Below are 18,984 nucleotides of genomic sequence, written 5' to 3'. Positions count from 1 at the left end.
GTTAGAAATTGAATTGAAGCCCTAAGTGAATCCTTCGTGGCTGACTGTAATTATTTGGGTTATTAATTTTCAATCCATACAGGTATTCATAACTTTCCGGATCGAGTTGCGTTTGAAGCGCCTGCTGGCCTGTTGCAGAATCAATATAACCATCATCATCCGGATTGCCGGTGTAGGAGTATACCGAAACAATATTCGCTGTATTCAACAAATTCTGAACGAGCAGGTAAACATTGAAGTAATAAGCCTTGTCATCATTGCCGATTTTGAAGTCTTTATCAATCTTGGCATCCAGTTTTATTGACCAGGGTAATCGTGAACCATTCACACTACCCGTAATTGATGAGCTTGTTTGCACACCAAACACCGCATCAGGTGTAGGTGTTGACTGACGAGTATAAGGTGTTCCTGAACCTGCACGGAAAATAAAGTTAAGGCCTGTATTCGCAAGCAATGCAGTACTGTTTTTCCCAACTACAGGTCCATTGTAACTTCTTCCTTCACCATATCTGTAATCCACTGATGCTGTAAACGCATGTCGTTGATCATAGCTGAATGGAATGAGTGAACGAAGGTTTGGTTGGCCTGACCCAACAAGATTAAGTCCCGAAGTAATATCTGATCCTGTACCATCAGCAAACTGTAAAGTATAATTTGCATCAAGCTTGATATTTTTTATCCTTCTCAATTCGTACGTTACCTGCAATGATTTAACAGTTCCAAAATCCGTATTTCCGAAAGTTCTGTATTCAACCGGATAGGCGAACCCAACCTTTTGAACCTGAATCATATCCTTTAATTCCCGATAGGTACCTGAAATGGTGATTGCTGAAATAGCTCCCAGGGCCTGCTTGAAACCAACCTGATAATCAATAGTTCTTTCAGGTTTCAGCGCAGGGTTAGCCATCACATTGTCGGTATTCAACTGAGAGAGATAATAGTACTGAAAAGCATTGGCAATAAGTGCATTGCCGGAAGGCGTTTGAGCCGTAGCTCCCTGAGGCCTTTGAGATAAAACATCATAATGCGCAAAAAACAATGCCTCATCTGATATAGGGAAAGAAAAAGCGATACGTGGCATTACCGTGAATTGCGGAGTATAATCTTCGAAGGACTCTGAAGTAAGTACTAAATTATCAACGTCGGTACTCACAAGATAAGGGGTAATTCCACCTGTAGTTGAAGCCTTGGCAATAACACCAGGATCATTTATTTGTGTACCATCAGCATTATACCAGGTATCACCATCGCGGTAACCAACAATTTGTGAAGGATTCGCGAGATCATTAACGTACACTGCATAATCGTCGCCAATGGAAGCCGGATGATTTCCGAATTCGGTAACTTCAGCAGCAGAGCGTATCGGATATAGAGAATACTTATCTTTCAGCACTTGCTGATTGGCATCAAACCTGTCAACCCTGATACCGACATTAAAAATAAGATCGCGGAAGTTGAACTTGTCCTGCAGGTATGCTGAAGAATAAATGGGTCTGAAAGCAGGAGAAAGGCGTGCGTAATTTCCATTTTCATCTTTCTGATTAAAGAAATCATCGACACTGGGGTTACTGGTCAGCTTGTTTCCAAGGTAATCATAGCCTGTAGTGTACACGAGGTAATTTCCGTTATTCAACAATTCATCAGGACTGAACATTCCAAGATTAAGCTGACTCGGATCCAATGCATCGATATCAATATAATCAAGACCTGATACATCTAATCCAAGTGCTTCTCTCAATGATTTGTCAAAAAAGGACTGATCATCACCAACAAATAACCTGTTGTAATTAACAGTATCAAGGAAAACGCCGAAGTCATCATAAACAGGCAACGGGTTTTTAGTATCAAGAGTGGCAATATGCTGATTGGTTAACTGACGGGCCAAACCCCACAATCCAAGTGGTGAAACAGAATAATTTCTGTCTACCCGTTGTTCATATTCAAAACCAAATTCTAATGCATGACGGCCATTATCTCCTTTTTTCACATTTACAATATCAACAGAAGCATTCAGCGAAAGCCGTAATTGATCCTGATCTCTGGTACCATAACCACCAATGGGATAACCTGTATTTAGGAACATGGAATAGATCGTAAGGGTACTGGTCGGTAATATTCCATTAAGTAAGCCACCACCATTTAATATATCGGTTAAGCTGTTATAATTGCCATCAGGATTATCACCTACAAGATCATAGTACTGAGAAGTGTAATTACTCAATAAGGGTTGCTGCGTTCCCGGTGTAAAATTCACCAGCGTATCCTCGTAGCCAGCCAGCAATGATCCGTAAAGTCCTGAAACGGAATCTGTGCCTAATGTATAAATGGGCTGACGCAACGTTTCAAATTTTCCCACGTAACCATACGAAAATGCATCAAATCCAAGCGTCTTATCTTCATACTTTCTGGTGAACTTGCTGTAATCAGCCTGAATAGAGTAATACGCATTTTGAAAAATGGAAGCTGACTTATTCTCTCCATAACCACCTGACGCAAAACGTTGGGTAAACCTTACATATCCTCTATAAGTATTATCTTTTATAAAGGTATTTCCTTCCTGTGCGTTAACCAGTGAACGTGTATAGGTAAAACTGTAATAGTCCGAAAGATTGAAGTCGCCGCCAACAGTAAGCGTCACAAGTTTACTCAACTGAAAATCCAGCTTACCTGAAAACCGGTAATTATTATCAGCAACATTCTGTTTATACTTAATCGATTCAATATCATCTGAAGTCAGAAATGAAGAGGAAGGAACAAATCCGCTGGCAGTGGGTGAGGGTGTCAAGGGATTCGCCTGCAGATCAGCAAGCACATCATCCTTAACTTTATACATTCCCACCGCTGAAGGATCGGAATCTTTATTGTGTTCATATTCACCCGTAATGAAAAATCCGATTTTGGTGTTAGATGAATCAGTCCCCTTATTCTTAGTAAATAATGGTCCTGACAAATTAAAATTGAGGAGGTTGTATCCGTAACCATCAAGCAATTCAGAAGTTACTACTTCCACCCCTCCGGAATATGACTGTGAAGGGCCGCGTGTTGTAATGTTGATGATACCACCTGTTGCATCGCCATAACGTGCAGGAATACCACCAGTCAAAACTGTAAGTTGTTCAATAGCACTTGCGGGAAGATTAACGGATCCGCCACTTCTTACTGCAATTCCGTCAATATAATATTTGGTAGAGTAATCACGTGCACCACCAATATTAAGAGCATCTTCATCATCCCGTTGAAATACGCCGGCAGTGAGGGATGCATAATTACGGGTATCACGCGTTGCGATATTGGCAATCTCATCTTTGGTAATGGTACTTCCCGTTGTTGTTTTATCAGGCTCTACCAGTTTTTGTGTTGAAACCACGATATCAGGAAGCGTTTCAACACTTGATTCCATTGGTATATCCTGAAAGGTGATCTTATCAGAATTAACGATCACCCCTGTAAATACTTTCGGACGATAGCCAAGGTAAGACACCTTTATATCATACGTACCCGGATTCACAGGTTTAATCGTATAACGACCATTGTCATCCGTTTCTCCAAAAGCCTTTTGCGATCCGTTTAATTCCAGAACGATGTTGGCAAACGGAATTCCTTCTTTTGTTACCTGATCAAAGACTTTCCCCTGTAGTTCACCCGTTTGAGCAAAAATAGTGGTGCTATAAAGTAAAGTCAATACGACGAACGCGTAGATTTTTTTCATGCCGTAAGATTCAAATTAAAAGTTTGGTTCTCAGTGTCAATTCGACAAATATAGTTTTAAAATCAAAATCCGGAATAAAAGTATAACGAATTCTTAACGAAGTATTCATCATTACTATTTGTGACACATGTTTGACATTAACCAAGAGAGGCAATTTTTTTAAGTAACACATCAGCAATTTTCTTTTTCGCTTCATAACTTTTTCCGGCGATGTGCGGAGTGATAATCACTTTTCCTGTATTGAGTAATTCCCTTAGAACGCGTCGCTCTTCTGTAGTGTGTGTTTCAAACTTTTCGTTGTCATATACATCAAGTGCAGCACCCATCATTTTGCTTTCTTTAATTTGATTCAACAGCGCTTCATGTAACACCAACCTGCCGCGTGATGTGTTGATAAAAAAAATCTTCTTCCTGAATTGTTGCAGAAAATGGCGATCAACAAGCCAAAGCGATTCTTGTGTAAGTGGTATATGCAAGCTGACAATTTCTGCTTCTTCAAAAAGCTGTTCCATACTTGCTTCTTCTGCAAATTTATCTGCATAATTTTTAAGGTACTTATCGTATGCAAGCACTCGCATGCTGAATGGGTGCAACTTTCTTGCAAAAGCTTTTCCTGTATTACCATATCCAATAATCCCTATCGTTCTGCCTTCAAGTTCCTGAACACGGTTTTCTTCGACCAGCCACTTTAATTGTTGCACTTCATCATTCGACCTTATTAAGTTATGATAAAATGCCAAAAGAAACGCCATCGCGTGCTCTCCTACTGAATTCGCGTTTCCCTCAGGTGAATTAATGCAGGTAATATTCAGTGCGCGGGCTGTTTCGATGTCAATATTTTCCATCCCCGAACCTGCTCTTGCCACAAATTTTAAATTTGATGCGGACTCGAGTAACTGCTTATTTACAATAATACGTGTAGCAACAATCAACCCTTCATATTCATGAATCTGCTGTTGTACTTCAGATTCTGAAATGCCAGGAAGGTAAGTGCACAGATAGCCAAGCGAAGTAAGACCTGCCATCAATGATTCATCCGACGATTCTGTAACCAGTATTTTTTTTGTTGACACCACAGCAACAGGCTTTTTAATCATTTACCAATTAAATGATTGTTTATCCACAAGTTTCTTAGAGATGAAAAAAATCACTTTATCGTTGCAATACGGTTAGCTAATACAATCCAGTCTGCTACGGATAGCTGTTCTGCCCGCTTATCAAAAACAGGATCTTTAGTAAATGGAACATGGCTGATCATATGTTGCAAACTGTTCCGCAAGGTTTTTCTTCTTTGTCCGAAACCGGATTTAACAAGTTTTCGGAATTGTTCTTCATTATAAATAGCTGGCGCATGATCCTTTTTAATCAGCCTGATAACGCCTGAAGTTACTTTGGGTGGTGGTGTGAAACAATTTGGTGCAACATCAAAAAGATAACTCACAGAATAAAATGCCTGCATCAGCACACTTAGTATTCCATATTCTTTATTACCGCTGTCAGCAACAATTCTTTTTGCCACTTCCTTCTGAAACATTCCCAACACCTGCTGCACCCTTTCTTTATTTTCGAAGACCCTGAATAATATCTGTGAAGATATATTGTATGGAAAATTTCCAATGATATTTATCTGATTACTTCCGGCTTTTGTCAAATCAAACGTGAGAATATCTTCATTGATAAATTTTGCCTGCCACAATGGAAATTGCTTACTCAGCACCGGTATCATGCGCTGATCAAGTTCAACTCCTAGATAGTTGATATCATTTACAGCATACAGATATTTGGTAAGCACACCTTGCCCCGGGCCTACTTCCAGTACTACCTCTTGTGAACCATGATCTAAAAAGGTATGTACAATGTTCCGGGCTACGTCCTCATCTTTCAGAAAATGCTGACCCAATGATTTTTTAGCGTATACCATTAACCGTTTTCACTTTTAAGTGAGGTAAAGCAACGTCAATTTTGTTTAGTTTTGCCAACTCTTGCATATTTCATTATTAAAATCAACAGATGCAAATTTCCCTGATTAATAAAGTTGGCAGAAATAACCACCTTATTTTTATTGCTGATAAAAACACCGATTGGAAAAAGGTAACCTACCTCGAAGATGACATTGACCTCATAAAAAGCCAACTAAAAAAAGATATTAAGCAGATTATTATACCAACTGCTTCCAATGTTTATATGATAATTGTTGCTGAAGAGAAATCATCTCCGGCTCAAACTGCTGAAGCACTTCGAAAAGCCGGTCATAAATTACTTGGAACAATTAATAAACATAAATTAAGCGAGGTCACAATAGTAACCATTTCTGAAATCCGGAAAGCGGCACTTCCATTTGCGGAGGGAATGTCGATGGGCAACTATCAATTTCTTGAATACAAGAAGGAAGCTGACAAAGAAAAAAATGCGCTTTCAAAGATCAATATATATGACAACAGCATTTCCAAATCTGACACAGAAATGCTGCAGACCATAATTGAAGGAATTTACCTTGTTCGTGACCTTGTTAATATGCCGGTGAATTATCTGAATGCCACCGATCTTGCAAACGCCATTGAAAAAACCGGAAAATCCGCAGGCTTCAAGACGGAAATATTTAATAAGGCAAAAATTGTTGCCTTAAAAATGGGAGGATTGCTGGCGGTAAATCTTGGCAGTGTTGATCCGCCAACTTTTACCATCATGGAATACAAGCCAAAGAATGCTGTCAACAAAAAGCCCATTGTGCTGATTGGAAAAGGAGTTGTTTACGATACCGGCGGATTGAGTTTAAAGCCTACCGGGAATTCGATGGATTATATGAAGTGTGATATGGCTGGCGCTGCCACGATGCTGGGCACCATGTATTGTGCAGCAAAATCAAAATTACCATTGCACATTATCGGATTGATTCCTGCTACAGATAACCGCCCCGGTTTTAATGCATTTGCGCCCGGCGATGTAATCACCATGCACAATGGAATGACAGTGGAAATGCTCAATTCAGACGCTGAAGGCAGAATGATTCTGGGTGATGCACTCAGTTTTGCAAGACAATATAAACCGGAGCTTGTTATAGATGCGGCCACACTTACAGGCGCTGCCCATCGCGCAGTGGGCGACCACGCAATTGTATATATGGGTACAGCTGCGGATGATGTTAAGTTACAAATGGAATCCTCTGGCCTGGAAGTTTATGAAAGACTGATTGAATTTCCTCTCTGGGAAGAATATGGTGAAATGCTCAAGAGTGATATTGCTGATATCAAAAATGTAGGTGGTGCACTGGCAGGTGCCATCACCGCAGGCAAATTTCTTGAAAGATTCACTGATTATCCATGGATACATTTGGATATAGCTGGTGTCGCTTATTTCAACGCGTCAATGGGTTATAAAGGGAAAAACGGTTCTGCATTCGGCTTAAGATTACTCTTTAATTTTCTTCAAAAACGAGCTACACATGAGTGAAGGTAAGCGGTACCTGATTGGCATCAGTCAGGGCGATATGAATGGTATTGGACTTGAAGTAATAATTAAGACTTTCCTCGATGCCAGAATGATGGAACGTTGTACCCCTATTTTATATGGCTCTTCCAAAGCTGTTTCCTTTCACAGAAAGGTTCTTAATCTCGGTCAGTTCAATTTTGCACAATCCCGGACTATTGACAAGATTCAATGGAACACTTTTAATATCATTAATTGCTGGGAAGAAGATCCGCCCATTCAACCGGGGCAAAATAATGAGACAGGTGGTAAATACGCATTGCTTTCCCTGCAGGCTGCGGTTAATGATTTGAAAGCGGGAAGAATTGATGCATTGGTAACCGCTCCGGTAAATAAGAAGAATATTCACAGTGAGGCTTTTCCATTTAATGGACAGACCAGTTACCTGGCAGAACAAGCAGGCGTAACAGATCACCTTATGCTATTGTGCAGCGGTAACTTACGTGTTGGATTGGTGAGTGAACATATACCTGTTTCAGAAGTTTCACAACATATTAAGAAGGATGCAATTGTAAAAAAGCTCGAGATACTCAAGCATTCGCTTGTCACTGATTTTGGAATAGATAAACCGAAAATTGCTGTGCTGGGTTTAAATCCACATGCCGGTGATGAAGGATTAATTGGCAATGAAGAGCTAAGTGAAATAAAACCTGCGATTGCTGAAGCTAAAAGCAAAAATATATTTGCTATGGGACCCTACCCTGCTGACGGATTCTTCGGCTCCGGCAACCACACAAAGTTTGATGCGGTTCTCGCTATGTACCACGATCAGGGATTGGTACCGTTTAAAACCCTTTGTTTTGAGAGCGGTGTAAATTTTACCGCAGGACTTCCTTTTGTAAGAACCTCCCCTGATCATGGAACGGGTTTCGACATAGCTGGAAAAAATATTGCGATGGAAGATTCTTTTCGTGAATCAGTATATCTCGCCCTCGATATACTTCGAAAAAGAGATCTGAATAAAGAGCTTACTTCGAATCCATTAAAAAAAGTGGAACTCAAGAAAGAACTGCATTAAAAATTGCATTGGAATTAAAAATCCAGGGTTTGCAGGCAAGTTCAAATCTGTCCTTCGGTACCAAAAGCCCATTTAAGAAATTGAGGCATTGCCTTAGCCCAGGTTTTCTGATTATGGTGCCCTCCTTTGATTTCCACATAGTCAATATCCTTGAATGGCCGATAGCCTTTATTGGTAAGTTCTACGATTAAATCAATAGTATCATCTATTGAATCAATGATTCCATTATTGTTTCGGTCAGCCCGTTCATCCAGTGTTCCGGCCTCAAACCAGAATTTCAAATCAGGCTTGAATTCCCCTTCAGCAACTTGTGCATGTGCAATTCGATCACGGTCATCAAGGTAACCACCCGAATAGGACTTACTCCTCCACCAGAAAGATCCTGAAAAAGCGCCGATCTTTTTAAAAATATCAGGATGATTCCAACCAATATCAAAAGCCGAAAGCCCTCCTAGTGAATATCCTGCAATAGCATTGTCAGTATGAAGTGGATCTACCTTGAATGAACCTGCAATCAGTGGCAATAATTCTTCAATAAGAAAAGTGGTGTACAGAGCCGCTTTGCTACCTCTTTTCCGGTAATCTGCCTGCGCGGCAATTCCATATTCCTGCATCCTGTCGCCGGCATGAATTCCCAACACTATTATATCCCGTATTTCATTGGCACGGGTTAATCGGGTAAGCGTACTTCTTAATCTGACCGCATCACTGTCCTGCCCATCATTTAAAACCAGAATGGGATACCTTCTTCGTGATGAATAGTAGGATGGAGGAATAAAGACATCTACTACCACCTGTCTTTTTAAAAGCGGAGAATAAATATCAGGCAAGCGTTCTACACGATAGGGAGAGAAGATATTTTTTCCTTTTAGCAGCACAACTTCAATTTCAGCGCAAGTATAAAGATTCTTTTAAGGAAAACGGCGGTTCGATTTCCACATTGGGTTAAACAGACGCATGATATTTATCATACCGGACATGATTAAAAGCCTGAAAAGGTCTCATTGGACTTCATTATTATATTCCACCTCAATTACTTACTTTTGCCGTCCATCTTTTAAAATAAGGAGGAAATAGATGGATCCGCTCAGGCAATATGAGATCGCTTTTGTAGGGTTAAAGGAAGGAATTAACACATTTAACTTCCCGATAGGAGCTGATTTTTTTTCGCTTTTTGAAGATTCGCTTGTAAAGGAAGGGAAGCTAGAGGTGAACCTTGAATTTGATAAGGAGCTTTCGTTTTTCCTGTTAAAATTCATGATTAGTGGTTGGGTAAATCTACCGTGCGACCGGTGCTCAGCATTGCTGAAGTTTCCGATAGATGAAGATTACAACATCGTAGTGAAGTTCGATCATCATTCCGATGCTGAAAAAGACGATTCAATGGCGGATATTGTTTACATCAGCCGGTCGGAATCGCACCTGGATGTTTCGCAGTTGATCTACGAATTTATCAACCTCAGCATCCCATTGAACAGAGTAAATTGCGACAATTTAAAAGATGAAAAACCCTGTAACCAGGACATACTTAAAAGACTCATCCCACAAAAAGTAAAAAAGCACCCTGTTAAGGACCCACGGTGGGATAATTTATCAAAAATTAAATTCAACTAAACATGCCAAATCCGAAACGACGCCATTCGAGTACACGCAGAGACAAACGCAGAACCCACGATAAGGCTGAACTTCCTACCATCAGCGTTGATCCAACTACGGGTGCGCACCATCCACGTCACCGCGCCCACTATTATGAAGGCGAGCTCTTCTACAAAGGAAAAAAGATTCTTTCCAAAGGTGAATAAAGGATTTATCGGTAGTCCGATTCGTCAACTAGTTGTTGCCAGGCAAAGGGTAATAATTGGACAGGTTGACCATTGATAATAAAGCTCAGCTACAGCAGATGAAAATAGGAATAGATGCAATGGGAGGTGATTACGCGCCACTCGAATGTATCAAAGGTGCTTTACGTGCGGGTACAGAACTTGGAAGCAGTGTTGAACTGGTACTTTTTGGTGATGAGCCTGTGCTGAAGGGTATTATTTCACAGGAAGGTGGTTCCTCTGAAATGCTCACCATCGTCCATACGCCGGAAGTAATCGGCATGGCTGAGTCTCCTACAAGGGCGCTGACACAAAAACCAAATTCAAGTATCGCGGTTGGATTTCAGTACCTGAAAGAAGGGAAAATCGACGCATTTGCGAGTGCAGGTAACACCGGAGCGATGTTAGTAGGTGCAATGTATTCTGTAAAAACAATTGAGGGTGTCATTCGCCCTGCTATTTCAACATTACTCCCCCATAGCGATGAGCGATTGGGATTTCTGCTCGATGTGGGTGCGAATGCTGATTGTAAACCTGAAATGCTGCTTCAATTCGGCATCATGGGAGCGCTGTATGCCAAGCATCTTTATAAAGTGGCAGACCCAAAAGTGGCATTGCTCAGTATTGGAGAAGAAGCAGGCAAGGGAAATTTGCTGGTGCAGGCTGCATACCCGCTTTTTCAGGACTGTGATAAGATTAATTTTATAGGCAATGTAGAGGGCCGTGATATATTTGGAGATATCGCCGATGTTATAGTAACAGATGGTTTTACCGGTAATATTGTGTTGAAGTTTGGTGAATCCATTTACGATATGATTAAAAAACAAGGAATCAGGGATGCTTACTGGGACCGGTTTAATTATGAAAATTATGGTGGAAGCGCCATTCTTGGTGCTAACGCTCCCGTTGTAGTAGCGCATGGCATTTCGAATGCTACAGCATTTCATAACATGATTCTATTGACGAAAGAAATGATTGAGAGCCGGATTGTGGAAATTTTTAAAGAGTCTTTCATCAATAATCATCAGGTGGAAGATTGAAAATATGGCTTGCTTATCCGGTATAAGATTGCAACAAATACCTCACTAAAATTTCACATCATGGCAAAAATCACTGCTGCCATTACCGGAGTTCAGGGTTACGTTCCTGATTATGTGCTGAACAATGAAGAACTCTCCAAAATGGTGAATACTACGGATGAGTGGATTACCAGCAGAACAGGAATAAAAGAACGAAGGATTTTGAAGGGAGAAGGTAAAGGTACGTCAGTGATGGCTTCTGCCGCCGTGCAGGGGCTTCTGAAAAAAACCAATACGAATCCTGATAGTATTGAATTGCTGATATGTGCAACCACCACACCCGATATGCAATTTCCCGCTACGGCAAATATTATTTGTGACGTTGTTGGATTAAAACATGCATGGGGATTTGATCTGCAGGCGGCGTGCTCAGGGTTTTTATATGCATTGACTACCGCATCGCGAATGATTGAATCCGGTGCTATTAGACGCGCAATAGTTGTAGGCGCCGACAAGATGTCGTCAATTATTGATTACAGTGATCGTACAACGTGCGTGATATTTGGAGATGGTAGCGGAGCTGTTTTATTGGAACCGAACAACTCTGGGCTGGGCATACTTGATTGCATCATGTATTCCGATGGATCTGGACGTGCGCATCTTCATCAAAAGGCAGGAGGTTCAGCCATGCCCGCTTCCAAAGAAACAGTTGATCAACGTTTACATTACGTTTACCAGGAAGGACAGGCAGTTTACAAATTTGCAGTCTCAAGAATGGCGGATGTCGGTTATGAGATAATGACCAAAAACGGATTGACGCCAGATGATATTTCATGGCTTGTGCCACATCAGGCTAATAAAAGAATTATAGATGCTACTGCTTTAAAAATGGGATTGCCGGAAAGCAAAGTTATGATCAACATTCAGAAATATGGCAATACCACAAATGGTACTATACCACTTTGCCTTTGGGAATGGGAAAAAAAACTTCATAAAGGTGATAATCTCGTACTCGCTGCGTTCGGAGGTGGTTTTACGTGGGGAGCGGTCTATTTGAAATGGGCTTATGATTCCAAATAAGAAGTGATTATTTAACGTCATACTATAAGCAGATGGAAGAAATACGAAATACTAAAGACTAAAGACTGAGGAAACTGAATTGATAATTATACACAGCAAATCACTACTCTACTTAACACTCACTACTACTACTACCCGCTACCCACGAAATGGCCACAACACAAGACATAAAAAAAGGATTAACGATTGAATATAAAAACGATTTGTACACTATTGTTGACTTTCAACACGTGAAACCCGGAAAGGGCGGTGCATTTATCCGTACAAAGTTGAAGAGTGTTACCAGCGGAAAAGTTGTTGATCAAACCTGGAATTCAGGAGAAACCATTAATCCTGTTCGAGTAGAGCGCAAGAAATATCAATTTCTTTATAAAGATGACAGTGGATACAACTTCATGGACCAGAATACTTTTGAGCAAGTAACCTTAGATCAGGAAATGGTTACCGGACATGAATTTATCAAGGAAGGTCAGGAAGTTGAAATTTCTTTTCATTCCGAAACAGACAAACCTCTCTCCTGTGAATTGCCTCCTTTTGTAGTACTGGAAATCACGTATTCAGAACCCGGTGTAAAAGGTGATACCGCCAATAATCCGTTGAAGCGGGCAACCGTTGAAACCGGAGCAGAAATTCATGTTCCTCTTTTTGTTGAAACCGGAACCAAAGTAAAAATAGACACCCGTACAGGAGAATATGTGGAAAGAGTTAAATCCTGAATGAATCCCATTTTTAAAATTAAATCAGGCTTGAATCTCAAGTAAAAAAAGTCCCGCTACTTGTTTGCTAACGGGACTTTTTTTGCGAAATGTCTTTTAACGCAAAATCAATGAGCCGGAAGAATAGTCAAAAATGATATTAAATTGACTTAAAGCATCCGGACCGATTACCGCAGAAGCGATTAGATTCGCATCCACCAATATTTTAGGATTTTTCACTGTACGACCCGCGATTTTTATTTGGTCCGGCACCAGCACATTCTTATTACTACTGCTTCCAAAATACTGGCCGGCAGCCTCGCTGGTTACGGCAATTCCTGAAAGAGCCGGATCAAATACAAAGCTGATCGATGCATTATTAAGCGTAGTGGGAATCACATAAAATCCATGATCATCTTTTGAGAGTGGGAGAACTGATGCAGAACCATTTTTATAAAGGGCTTTCACAGACTCCACAGTTTTCGGCACCTCCTGGTTTGAAGGATCAAGGGCCATATATTTATTATAATAATATAACGAAACTCCATAATTCTCTTTTAATGCATTAATATCACCGAGGTATTTATAGGACTCCATCAATTCCTTTTTAAATTTCACAGTATCTGTAATTGCTCTTTCAATTACCTGTAAATAATAAGGAGCCGCTAAACCCTTTGCAGAATCTGGATTATCCAGATTAGTCATCACACGCGCACGCCAGAAATAGCTGATGGGCCATTGTTTATTTATTTCAGACATCGTGGCGAAAGCGGTATCAGCCATTTGGAATTCCTTGGCAAAGTAAGCTGACTTACCTACGTTAAAATAATCCTGCAGCGTGGCATCCCTCTTTGAGGCTGTTACTTTTTTCTGATAAGCATTTGCCGCATCGAGGTATTTTTTTTCCAGAAAATAAATCGCACCGATATCATTATAGAAGGGAAACTTGGTGCTGTCCAGCTCAATGGCTTGCAGGTAGTTCAATATTGCTAAAGAATCCTGACCGGTTTTTGATAGCAACTTCGCGTAATATTCATAGTCAGACGGAAGCACTTTAGCAGTATCAGCTTTCACAAAAAAAGTTCTTATCTGCTCCAGTCCCTTATCATAATTTCCTGATTCATAGTTTGAATATGCCGAAAGGCGGTACATAACAGGAATATCGATCCTCGATCTCAGCGCATCAAGAATTGCTAATGACCCCTGATAGTCCTTGGTCAGAAACAAATACTGTGCATATCGGAATTGAGTGTAGTCATTCTTATCTGCCAGATCAAGATATTTTGCGTAGTCTTCCTTTGCTTTATCAAACTGACCGGTATAGAAATACAACTCTGCCATTTCCCGGTATGCGGGCGGAAAATTCTGATCTGCCTGTAGTCCTTTCTGAAACGAAGCAAGTGATTGGTTATAGTTTCTTGCCAATCGCCAGATTACGCCTGTTCGTATGTATGCTTTAGCCATCGTAGGATTTAATTCTGCAGCCCTTTCATATGCAGAAACAGCCTCTCCACCCTTGCCCATTCCTTCATGCGCCAAACCTAGTTGCCAATAAACATCTGCAGATTTATTGCTAATGGTAATGGCCTTATTCAGCAGGTTAACAGCTTCCTGATAGTTTGGATGTAATCCGCTCGAATAGGCATCTGCCAGGAGCACGTATTGCAAAATATCCTTTGATGAAGTGAGACTTTGTGCGCGATCAAAATTTTCTTTTGCTTTCAATGTATTATTCTGATCAAGAAAGCTTCGGCCTAATCCGACAAAATTGTAAATACTTTTTGGATCAGCAGCAGCTCCTGCACTATACGCTATCCTCGCAGAATCAAGCTGGCCCAGCCAGTTATGTGCCTGGCCCAGGTAATAATAGTTTCTTGCATCAAGCGGATTTTGGCGAATGAGTTGATTAAATATCCGTTTTGCGGTGCCATAATTTTCATAATCAATTGCTTTGATGCCATCTTCCGTGGTTTGCGCTGAAGTAGTAAAAACATACAACAACAAAACTGCAACCGTTACCCTGATTTTCATTTTACTGATTGATTTTAAACTTAAAAAAAACTAAAATTTATCTTTTAACTCAATGATCCTTACCGCCTTGTCTATCGGAAGCAATCCGGAACGTTGTACAATGCGCTGACCTTCATCAGAAGCAACGTATGTTGCAAACCCTGTGCCCAGCCCTGAATGCTTTTCCTGACTGATGATAAACAGTTCACGAAGAAAAGGATATTGCAGCGAATAAAGGAATCGTTTTTCAGGCAAATAATACGTATCCGGTTTTGCTTTTGCTGAAATTGCGACTACTCTGATTTCTGCCGGAAACTTCCCGATCATGGAGTTATCCATTTTGCTCAGCCAGCCAACACCAACCACCCCAATCGATGATGGATTATTTTCCACATAATTTATCACTTCAGGGTTTGATTTCACTGCAAATGCCTGCTTTGTAAGTGGCTGCCCCTCCATCAATTTATCATTGAGAAACCGAATGGTACTTGATTGCTGATTATCAAAAACAAGAGAAATTTTACTTAATGGTGATTTAGCATTGATTTCCTTCCATGAATTAATCTTTCCGCTCATGATGCCTTGTACCTGTTCGTAGGTAAGTTGTGTGTCCACATTAGAAGGATGGATAATAAATGCGACTGCATCAATGGCAATTTTGGTTTCACGTGGCGGTAATCCCATCTTTTCAAAATACAACTTTTCATCCTCATACAAACGCCGCGCAATGACCATCAGGCGTACGTTTTCGTGACCAAAAAACTCAGTAGTCATCTTTAATTCAGGAAGAAACCTCACATCGATTTTTGTATCCTTATAAATTTGAGAGAAGTTAGTTATCTCGTCCTGCAAAAGAGGTGCGAATGATTCATCCGCAACTATTTCAATATGCCCGGAAGATGGATTATCGGATTGTGATGAGGGTTTTTCATGCTTATTCTTGCAGGCAATTGAACCCGAGATTGCAACTATCAATGTGATTGACAACACGAGGCGCCTGCGAAACCAAATGCCAGCCATCCTCATGAATTCATTTTTTTATAGAGTAAGATGCAACGATAGAGAGAGAAAACAATCAGCACGGCGCCTAAAATATTTCTGGCAGTGCCGGAGAAATCAGGAAAAACATCACTGAATATTAAACTGCCTCCCACCCCCATGTAGAAGATGATCATGAACAGGTGGAAGGCAATTAAAACCGGTTTCAAAAAACCTTGGTGATTTAGAATTATTCTGTACCTAACTTAAAGGTAACCGGCAGCTTGAAATATACCTTAACAGCATTTCCATTTTGTTTTCCCGGCTTCCAGGGCGGCATATTCCTGACAACCCGCTCTGCTTCTTCCGCACAACCGCCGCCGATATCACGGACTACCTGCAAGTCAGAAATCCTTCCGCCTTCGTCCACAACAAATTGCAAGACCACTTTGCCCTCAATTCCATTTTCACGGGCAGCGGCAGGATAACGGAGATTCTTTTGCAAATATTTAATCAGCTCCGTTTGGCCTCCGGGAAATTCAGGCATTTGTTCTACATACATAAATATCTCCGGCTTCTTCTCTTCCACCACCTGTGTTTCCTGCGCGCTGAAATCATAAGTTGCATTGGGATCCACTTCAGTTGCAGTAGAAATTTCTGCCTGCTGCAACTCTTCTACCGGTGGTGGAATATCTTCGTCCTTCACTTCTTCATCCGGCTTAATTACAGGTGGGGTGAATTTAATGGTTTTGGGCGGTGGTGGTGGTAAATCAGGAGGTGGAGGCGGTGGTGTATTCTTATCAATAGGAGGCGGTTCAGAAAGTTCCGTGTATTTAATTTCTTTCCTGGGTTCTACTTTTGCTTCAGGTGTAAGCAAAGTAATCAGGTAAGGTGCTATGAAAGCAACAAGATAAATTCCGGTAGAAATAAGCAACGCCATAATAATGTGTTTGCCGTACCGCTTCCTGAGATCATAGGCGCCGTAACTTTTATTCCTTCCTTCAAAAACAAGATCATTTAGATCCGCGGTTAAGATTTTCTGTGCATCCATGTTTTTAGGTTTTTCATCAGTAAGATGCAAAACGTGTCAGCTTTCCACAAAATTATTTTGGAATCATTTCCAATTCTTCCGGAGTAACATCCACAATTGCAAAAGATTTGATCTCTGCAATTTTCATTTCATCGAGTATGTCCACAAGGTTTGTATACTTTGAATTTTTGGTGGGTTTAATCAAAACATACACACCATTTGTCTTCCAGCCATTCTGCCGTTGCAAACTCAAAACTGAATTATAGCTATCAATCAGCAGTTTTCGAATGCCTTTAAAATTTGTTACTTCCACCACAGGATCCTGGTTTCCGAAGTAATAAAAGATTTTATCGTTTTCGCCAAGCAGCAAGGTCATTGCTTCAGATTCGCGAATCTTGGATTCTTCTTCATGCTTGGTTGTGTCAGCTTTATCCGGCATCACCACCTGCATTGCTTTTGGCTTTTGCATGGTAGTGGTAAGAATAAAAAATGTTACCAGCAAAAAGCCCAGATCCACCATCGGAGTCATATCAATCCTGGTAGAAATTTTCTTAGCTCTAACGCCACCTCTCTTTTTCCCTTTGCCTTTATGGACGTCGCCACTTTCGCCTAATTCAGCCATTTTTTTTTATTTTAACTGTGCTGTGGTTGTTGGCATTGCTTCATCGGATGTGATCAACCCAAAACGCAATACTTTTCTGTTTTGCAAAGTCTTTATAACGTTTTCTACTGCGGAATAATTAGACTGAGCATCTCCTTTAATCAGAATTACCGGATTACTGCCGGCGATTCGTGCGTTAATCAACCAAACTCCTAACTCATTTGACAGGTTCATTGTTGAATCGACAGGTATTCCGGGTTGCTGAACCTTTTTCCTGTCTTCAGCTGATAAGTTGAGATAGCCCTGCATAGATCCCATTGGTATTCCAATACTTGATCCGGTTGCAAAAGCATTTTGCTGATCTACGGTAAATGTTATTCCATAGGTCTCTGCCATTTTCTGAATCAGCGACTTACGGCTATTTTGGTTATCAAGATCAAAAAAGATACGTCCATCATTTGCTACAGTAATTGTTACCACTCCCTTTTCCGGAATAGTAGCAGTAGATGTAGACGTTGGAGTGCTCACCGAAACGGGTTCATCAGGACGAAACTGGGTAGTGAGAATGAAAAAGGTTACCAGCAGAAAAGCCATGTCAACCATCGGCGTCATGTCGATAGAGACACTTGTTTTTGGCATTTTTACTTTTGACATCGTACTTACTTAGTTATTTGTGACGTGATGCAAATGTGTTCGTAATGCTGTAACCTGCTTCATCAATGAGATAGGTAAGTGAATCGATTCTGTTGGAGAAATAATTGTATGCAATAATTGCCAGTGCTGAAGTGATAATACCGGTAGCTGTGTTAACAAGGGCTTCAGAAATACCTACAGAAAGTGCTACGGAATCGGCAGCGCCTGATTGTCCCATTGCTGCGAAGGCCCTGATCATACCTAATACAGTTCCAATCAAACCACCCAATGTTCCAAGTGGTGCAATGGTTGCAATGAAGGGAAGATTTTTCTGAAGCATAGGCAATTCAAGTGAGGTAGCTTCTTCAATTTCCTTTTGAATAGCCAACAATTTTTGCTCTTTACTTAGATCGCGGTCGTTCTCCATTTCACTATACATTTTCAAGCCACTCTTAATCACATTGGCTACTGAACCTTTCTGACGATCGCACTCCTTTACAGCATCAGCAATATTATCATTTGCAAGATTGAATTGCACTTTTCTCACAAAATTTGAAAGATTGCCAGACCCATTTGCTTTTGACAGCGTCAATAATCTTTCAATGGTAAATACAACAACCATCAAAAGCATAGTGAGAATTACAGGCACCAGAAATCCTCCTTTGAACATGATGCCCTGAATGTTTCCGGCCTTAGGCGTTTCACGTTCTGCGTCTACAAAATTGGATGGATTACCTAAAATAAACTGGTAAATAACCACAGCAATGACCAAACATGTAATGATCACCAAAACAGGAAAAAGACCGGAAGAACTACCTTTTTTAATCATTGGAAGAGATTTTTGGGTTAGAAGTTTTAATGAAGTGTTAAAAGTGCGATTGCAAAAATAAACTTTCCTTTTACTG

Annotated in this window: 18 protein-coding genes; 7 read left to right on the top strand and 11 right to left on the bottom strand. The window is 40.6% G+C overall.

Annotated elements, in window-relative coordinates:
• Position 1: 1 nt before the first annotated feature.
• The 3 genes from IPO83_15660 to rsmA form a co-directional block, all read right to left on the bottom strand.
• Positions 2-3,709, bottom strand: a complete 3,708-nt coding sequence (locus IPO83_15660; GenBank protein ID MBK9732691.1) for a TonB-dependent receptor — start codon at positions 3,707-3,709, stop codon at positions 2-4.
• A 137-nt stretch (positions 3,710-3,846) separates the two neighbouring features.
• Positions 3,847-4,806, bottom strand: a complete 960-nt coding sequence (locus IPO83_15655) for a phosphoglycerate dehydrogenase (GenBank protein MBK9732690.1) — start codon at positions 4,804-4,806, stop codon at positions 3,847-3,849.
• Positions 4,807-4,856: 50 nt separating this feature from the next.
• Positions 4,857-5,630 carry a ribosomal RNA small subunit methyltransferase A gene (rsmA, locus tag IPO83_15650; protein ID MBK9732689.1) on the bottom strand — a complete coding sequence of 258 codons (774 nt, stop codon included), beginning with the start codon at positions 5,628-5,630 and terminating at the stop codon, positions 4,857-4,859.
• Positions 5,631-5,893: 263 nt separating this feature from the next.
• Here rsmA and IPO83_15645 point away from each other — a divergent pair, with 263 nt between their 5' ends.
• A complete protein-coding gene (locus IPO83_15645) occupies positions 5,894-7,159 on the top strand; it encodes a leucyl aminopeptidase family protein (GenBank protein ID MBK9732688.1) in 1,266 nt (421 codons plus the stop codon).
• Positions 7,152-8,213 (top strand): 4-hydroxythreonine-4-phosphate dehydrogenase PdxA, encoded by a 1,062-nt coding sequence (gene pdxA, locus IPO83_15640; GenBank protein MBK9732687.1) that lies wholly within the window; start codon positions 7,152-7,154, stop codon positions 8,211-8,213. Before IPO83_15645 ends, pdxA begins: the two co-directional genes overlap by 8 nt.
• A gap of 41 nt (positions 8,214-8,254) precedes the next feature.
• Here the strand turns inward: pdxA and IPO83_15635 are convergent, their stop codons facing one another.
• Complete coding sequence (locus IPO83_15635; GenBank protein ID MBK9732686.1) at positions 8,255-9,043, bottom strand: esterase family protein; 789 nt, start codon at positions 9,041-9,043, stop codon at positions 8,255-8,257.
• 247 nt (positions 9,044-9,290) lie between these two features.
• Here IPO83_15635 and IPO83_15630 point away from each other — a divergent pair, with 247 nt between their 5' ends.
• The 5 genes from IPO83_15630 to efp all read left to right on the top strand — a co-directional run bounded on the left by IPO83_15630 (position 9,291) and on the right by efp (position 12,848).
• A complete protein-coding gene (locus IPO83_15630; GenBank protein MBK9732685.1) occupies positions 9,291-9,827 on the top strand; it encodes a DUF177 domain-containing protein in 537 nt (178 codons plus the stop codon).
• A gap of 2 nt (positions 9,828-9,829) precedes the next feature.
• Entirely contained in the window at positions 9,830-10,015 is a 186-nt protein-coding gene (gene rpmF / locus IPO83_15625; protein MBK9732684.1) for a 50S ribosomal protein L32, read from the top strand.
• Positions 10,016-10,113: 98 nt separating this feature from the next.
• Positions 10,114-11,073: a phosphate acyltransferase PlsX gene (gene plsX, locus IPO83_15620; protein MBK9732683.1), complete on the top strand. Its 960-nt coding sequence runs from the start codon at positions 10,114-10,116 to the stop codon at positions 11,071-11,073.
• A 60-nt stretch (positions 11,074-11,133) separates the two neighbouring features.
• A complete protein-coding gene (locus IPO83_15615) occupies positions 11,134-12,132 on the top strand; it encodes a ketoacyl-ACP synthase III (GenBank protein ID MBK9732682.1) in 999 nt (332 codons plus the stop codon).
• Between the two features lie 149 nt (positions 12,133-12,281).
• Positions 12,282-12,848, top strand: a complete 567-nt coding sequence (efp, locus tag IPO83_15610; protein MBK9732681.1) for an elongation factor P — start codon at positions 12,282-12,284, stop codon at positions 12,846-12,848.
• A gap of 96 nt (positions 12,849-12,944) precedes the next feature.
• Here the strand turns inward: efp and IPO83_15605 are convergent, their stop codons facing one another.
• From IPO83_15605 to IPO83_15575, 7 genes are read right to left on the bottom strand one after another with little or no spacing between them, the layout of a single operon-like run.
• Complete coding sequence (locus IPO83_15605; protein MBK9732680.1) at positions 12,945-14,858, bottom strand: tetratricopeptide repeat protein; 1,914 nt, start codon at positions 14,856-14,858, stop codon at positions 12,945-12,947.
• A gap of 30 nt (positions 14,859-14,888) precedes the next feature.
• The gene (locus IPO83_15600; protein MBK9732679.1) at positions 14,889-15,857 is read right to left on the bottom strand and encodes a substrate-binding domain-containing protein; all 969 of its coding nucleotides are present in this window, start codon (positions 15,855-15,857) and stop codon (positions 14,889-14,891) included.
• 2 nt (positions 15,858-15,859) lie between these two features.
• On the bottom strand, positions 15,860-16,045 hold the full coding sequence (locus IPO83_15595; protein ID MBK9732678.1) for a hypothetical protein: 186 nt from the start codon (positions 16,043-16,045) through the stop codon (positions 15,860-15,862).
• A gap of 20 nt (positions 16,046-16,065) precedes the next feature.
• The gene (locus IPO83_15590) at positions 16,066-16,866 is read right to left on the bottom strand and encodes an energy transducer TonB (GenBank protein MBK9732677.1); all 801 of its coding nucleotides are present in this window, start codon (positions 16,864-16,866) and stop codon (positions 16,066-16,068) included.
• 52 nt (positions 16,867-16,918) lie between these two features.
• A complete protein-coding gene (locus IPO83_15585; GenBank protein ID MBK9732676.1) occupies positions 16,919-17,467 on the bottom strand; it encodes a biopolymer transporter ExbD in 549 nt (182 codons plus the stop codon).
• Positions 17,468-17,473: 6 nt separating this feature from the next.
• Complete coding sequence (locus IPO83_15580; GenBank protein ID MBK9732675.1) at positions 17,474-18,100, bottom strand: biopolymer transporter ExbD; 627 nt, start codon at positions 18,098-18,100, stop codon at positions 17,474-17,476.
• Between the two features lie 13 nt (positions 18,101-18,113).
• Positions 18,114-18,908, bottom strand: a complete 795-nt coding sequence (locus IPO83_15575; GenBank protein ID MBK9732674.1) for a MotA/TolQ/ExbB proton channel family protein — start codon at positions 18,906-18,908, stop codon at positions 18,114-18,116.
• Positions 18,909-18,984: the final 76 nt, after the last annotated feature.

The organism is Chitinophagaceae bacterium, from assembly GCA_016717285.1.
GTDB lineage: Bacteria > Bacteroidota > Bacteroidia > Chitinophagales > UBA10324 > JACCZZ01.
Note: the sequence above shows the minus strand (reverse complement) of the source record. Positions and strands in the feature narration are given on the sequence as shown.

Excerpts from the sequence above, each read along its gene's own strand:
- IPO83_15600 (MBK9732679.1), bottom strand. The coding sequence starts at position 15,857 with ATGGCTGGCATTTGGTTTCGCAGGCGCCTCGTGTTGTCAATCACATTG.
- plsX (MBK9732683.1), top strand. The coding sequence starts at position 10,114 with ATGAAAATAGGAATAGATGCAATGGGAGGTGATTACGCGCCACTCGAA.
- rpmF (MBK9732684.1), top strand. The coding sequence starts at position 9,830 with ATGCCAAATCCGAAACGACGCCATTCGAGTACACGCAGAGACAAACGC.
- IPO83_15575 (MBK9732674.1), bottom strand. The coding sequence starts at position 18,908 with ATGATTAAAAAAGGTAGTTCTTCCGGTCTTTTTCCTGTTTTGGTGATC.
- IPO83_15655 (MBK9732690.1), bottom strand. The coding sequence starts at position 4,806 with ATGATTAAAAAGCCTGTTGCTGTGGTGTCAACAAAAAAAATACTGGTT.
- rsmA (MBK9732689.1), bottom strand. The coding sequence starts at position 5,630 with ATGGTATACGCTAAAAAATCATTGGGTCAGCATTTTCTGAAAGATGAG.
- IPO83_15615 (MBK9732682.1), top strand. The coding sequence starts at position 11,134 with ATGGCAAAAATCACTGCTGCCATTACCGGAGTTCAGGGTTACGTTCCT.
- IPO83_15630 (MBK9732685.1), top strand. The coding sequence starts at position 9,291 with ATGGATCCGCTCAGGCAATATGAGATCGCTTTTGTAGGGTTAAAGGAA.
- IPO83_15645 (MBK9732688.1), top strand. The coding sequence starts at position 5,894 with ATGATAATTGTTGCTGAAGAGAAATCATCTCCGGCTCAAACTGCTGAA.
- efp (MBK9732681.1), top strand. The coding sequence starts at position 12,282 with ATGGCCACAACACAAGACATAAAAAAAGGATTAACGATTGAATATAAA.
- IPO83_15605 (MBK9732680.1), bottom strand. The coding sequence starts at position 14,858 with ATGAAAATCAGGGTAACGGTTGCAGTTTTGTTGTTGTATGTTTTTACT.
- IPO83_15585 (MBK9732676.1), bottom strand. The coding sequence starts at position 17,467 with ATGGCTGAATTAGGCGAAAGTGGCGACGTCCATAAAGGCAAAGGGAAA.
- pdxA (MBK9732687.1), top strand. The coding sequence starts at position 7,152 with ATGAGTGAAGGTAAGCGGTACCTGATTGGCATCAGTCAGGGCGATATG.
- IPO83_15590 (MBK9732677.1), bottom strand. The coding sequence starts at position 16,866 with ATGGATGCACAGAAAATCTTAACCGCGGATCTAAATGATCTTGTTTTT.
- IPO83_15580 (MBK9732675.1), bottom strand. The coding sequence starts at position 18,100 with ATGTCAAAAGTAAAAATGCCAAAAACAAGTGTCTCTATCGACATGACG.
- IPO83_15660 (MBK9732691.1), bottom strand. The coding sequence starts at position 3,709 with ATGAAAAAAATCTACGCGTTCGTCGTATTGACTTTACTTTATAGCACC.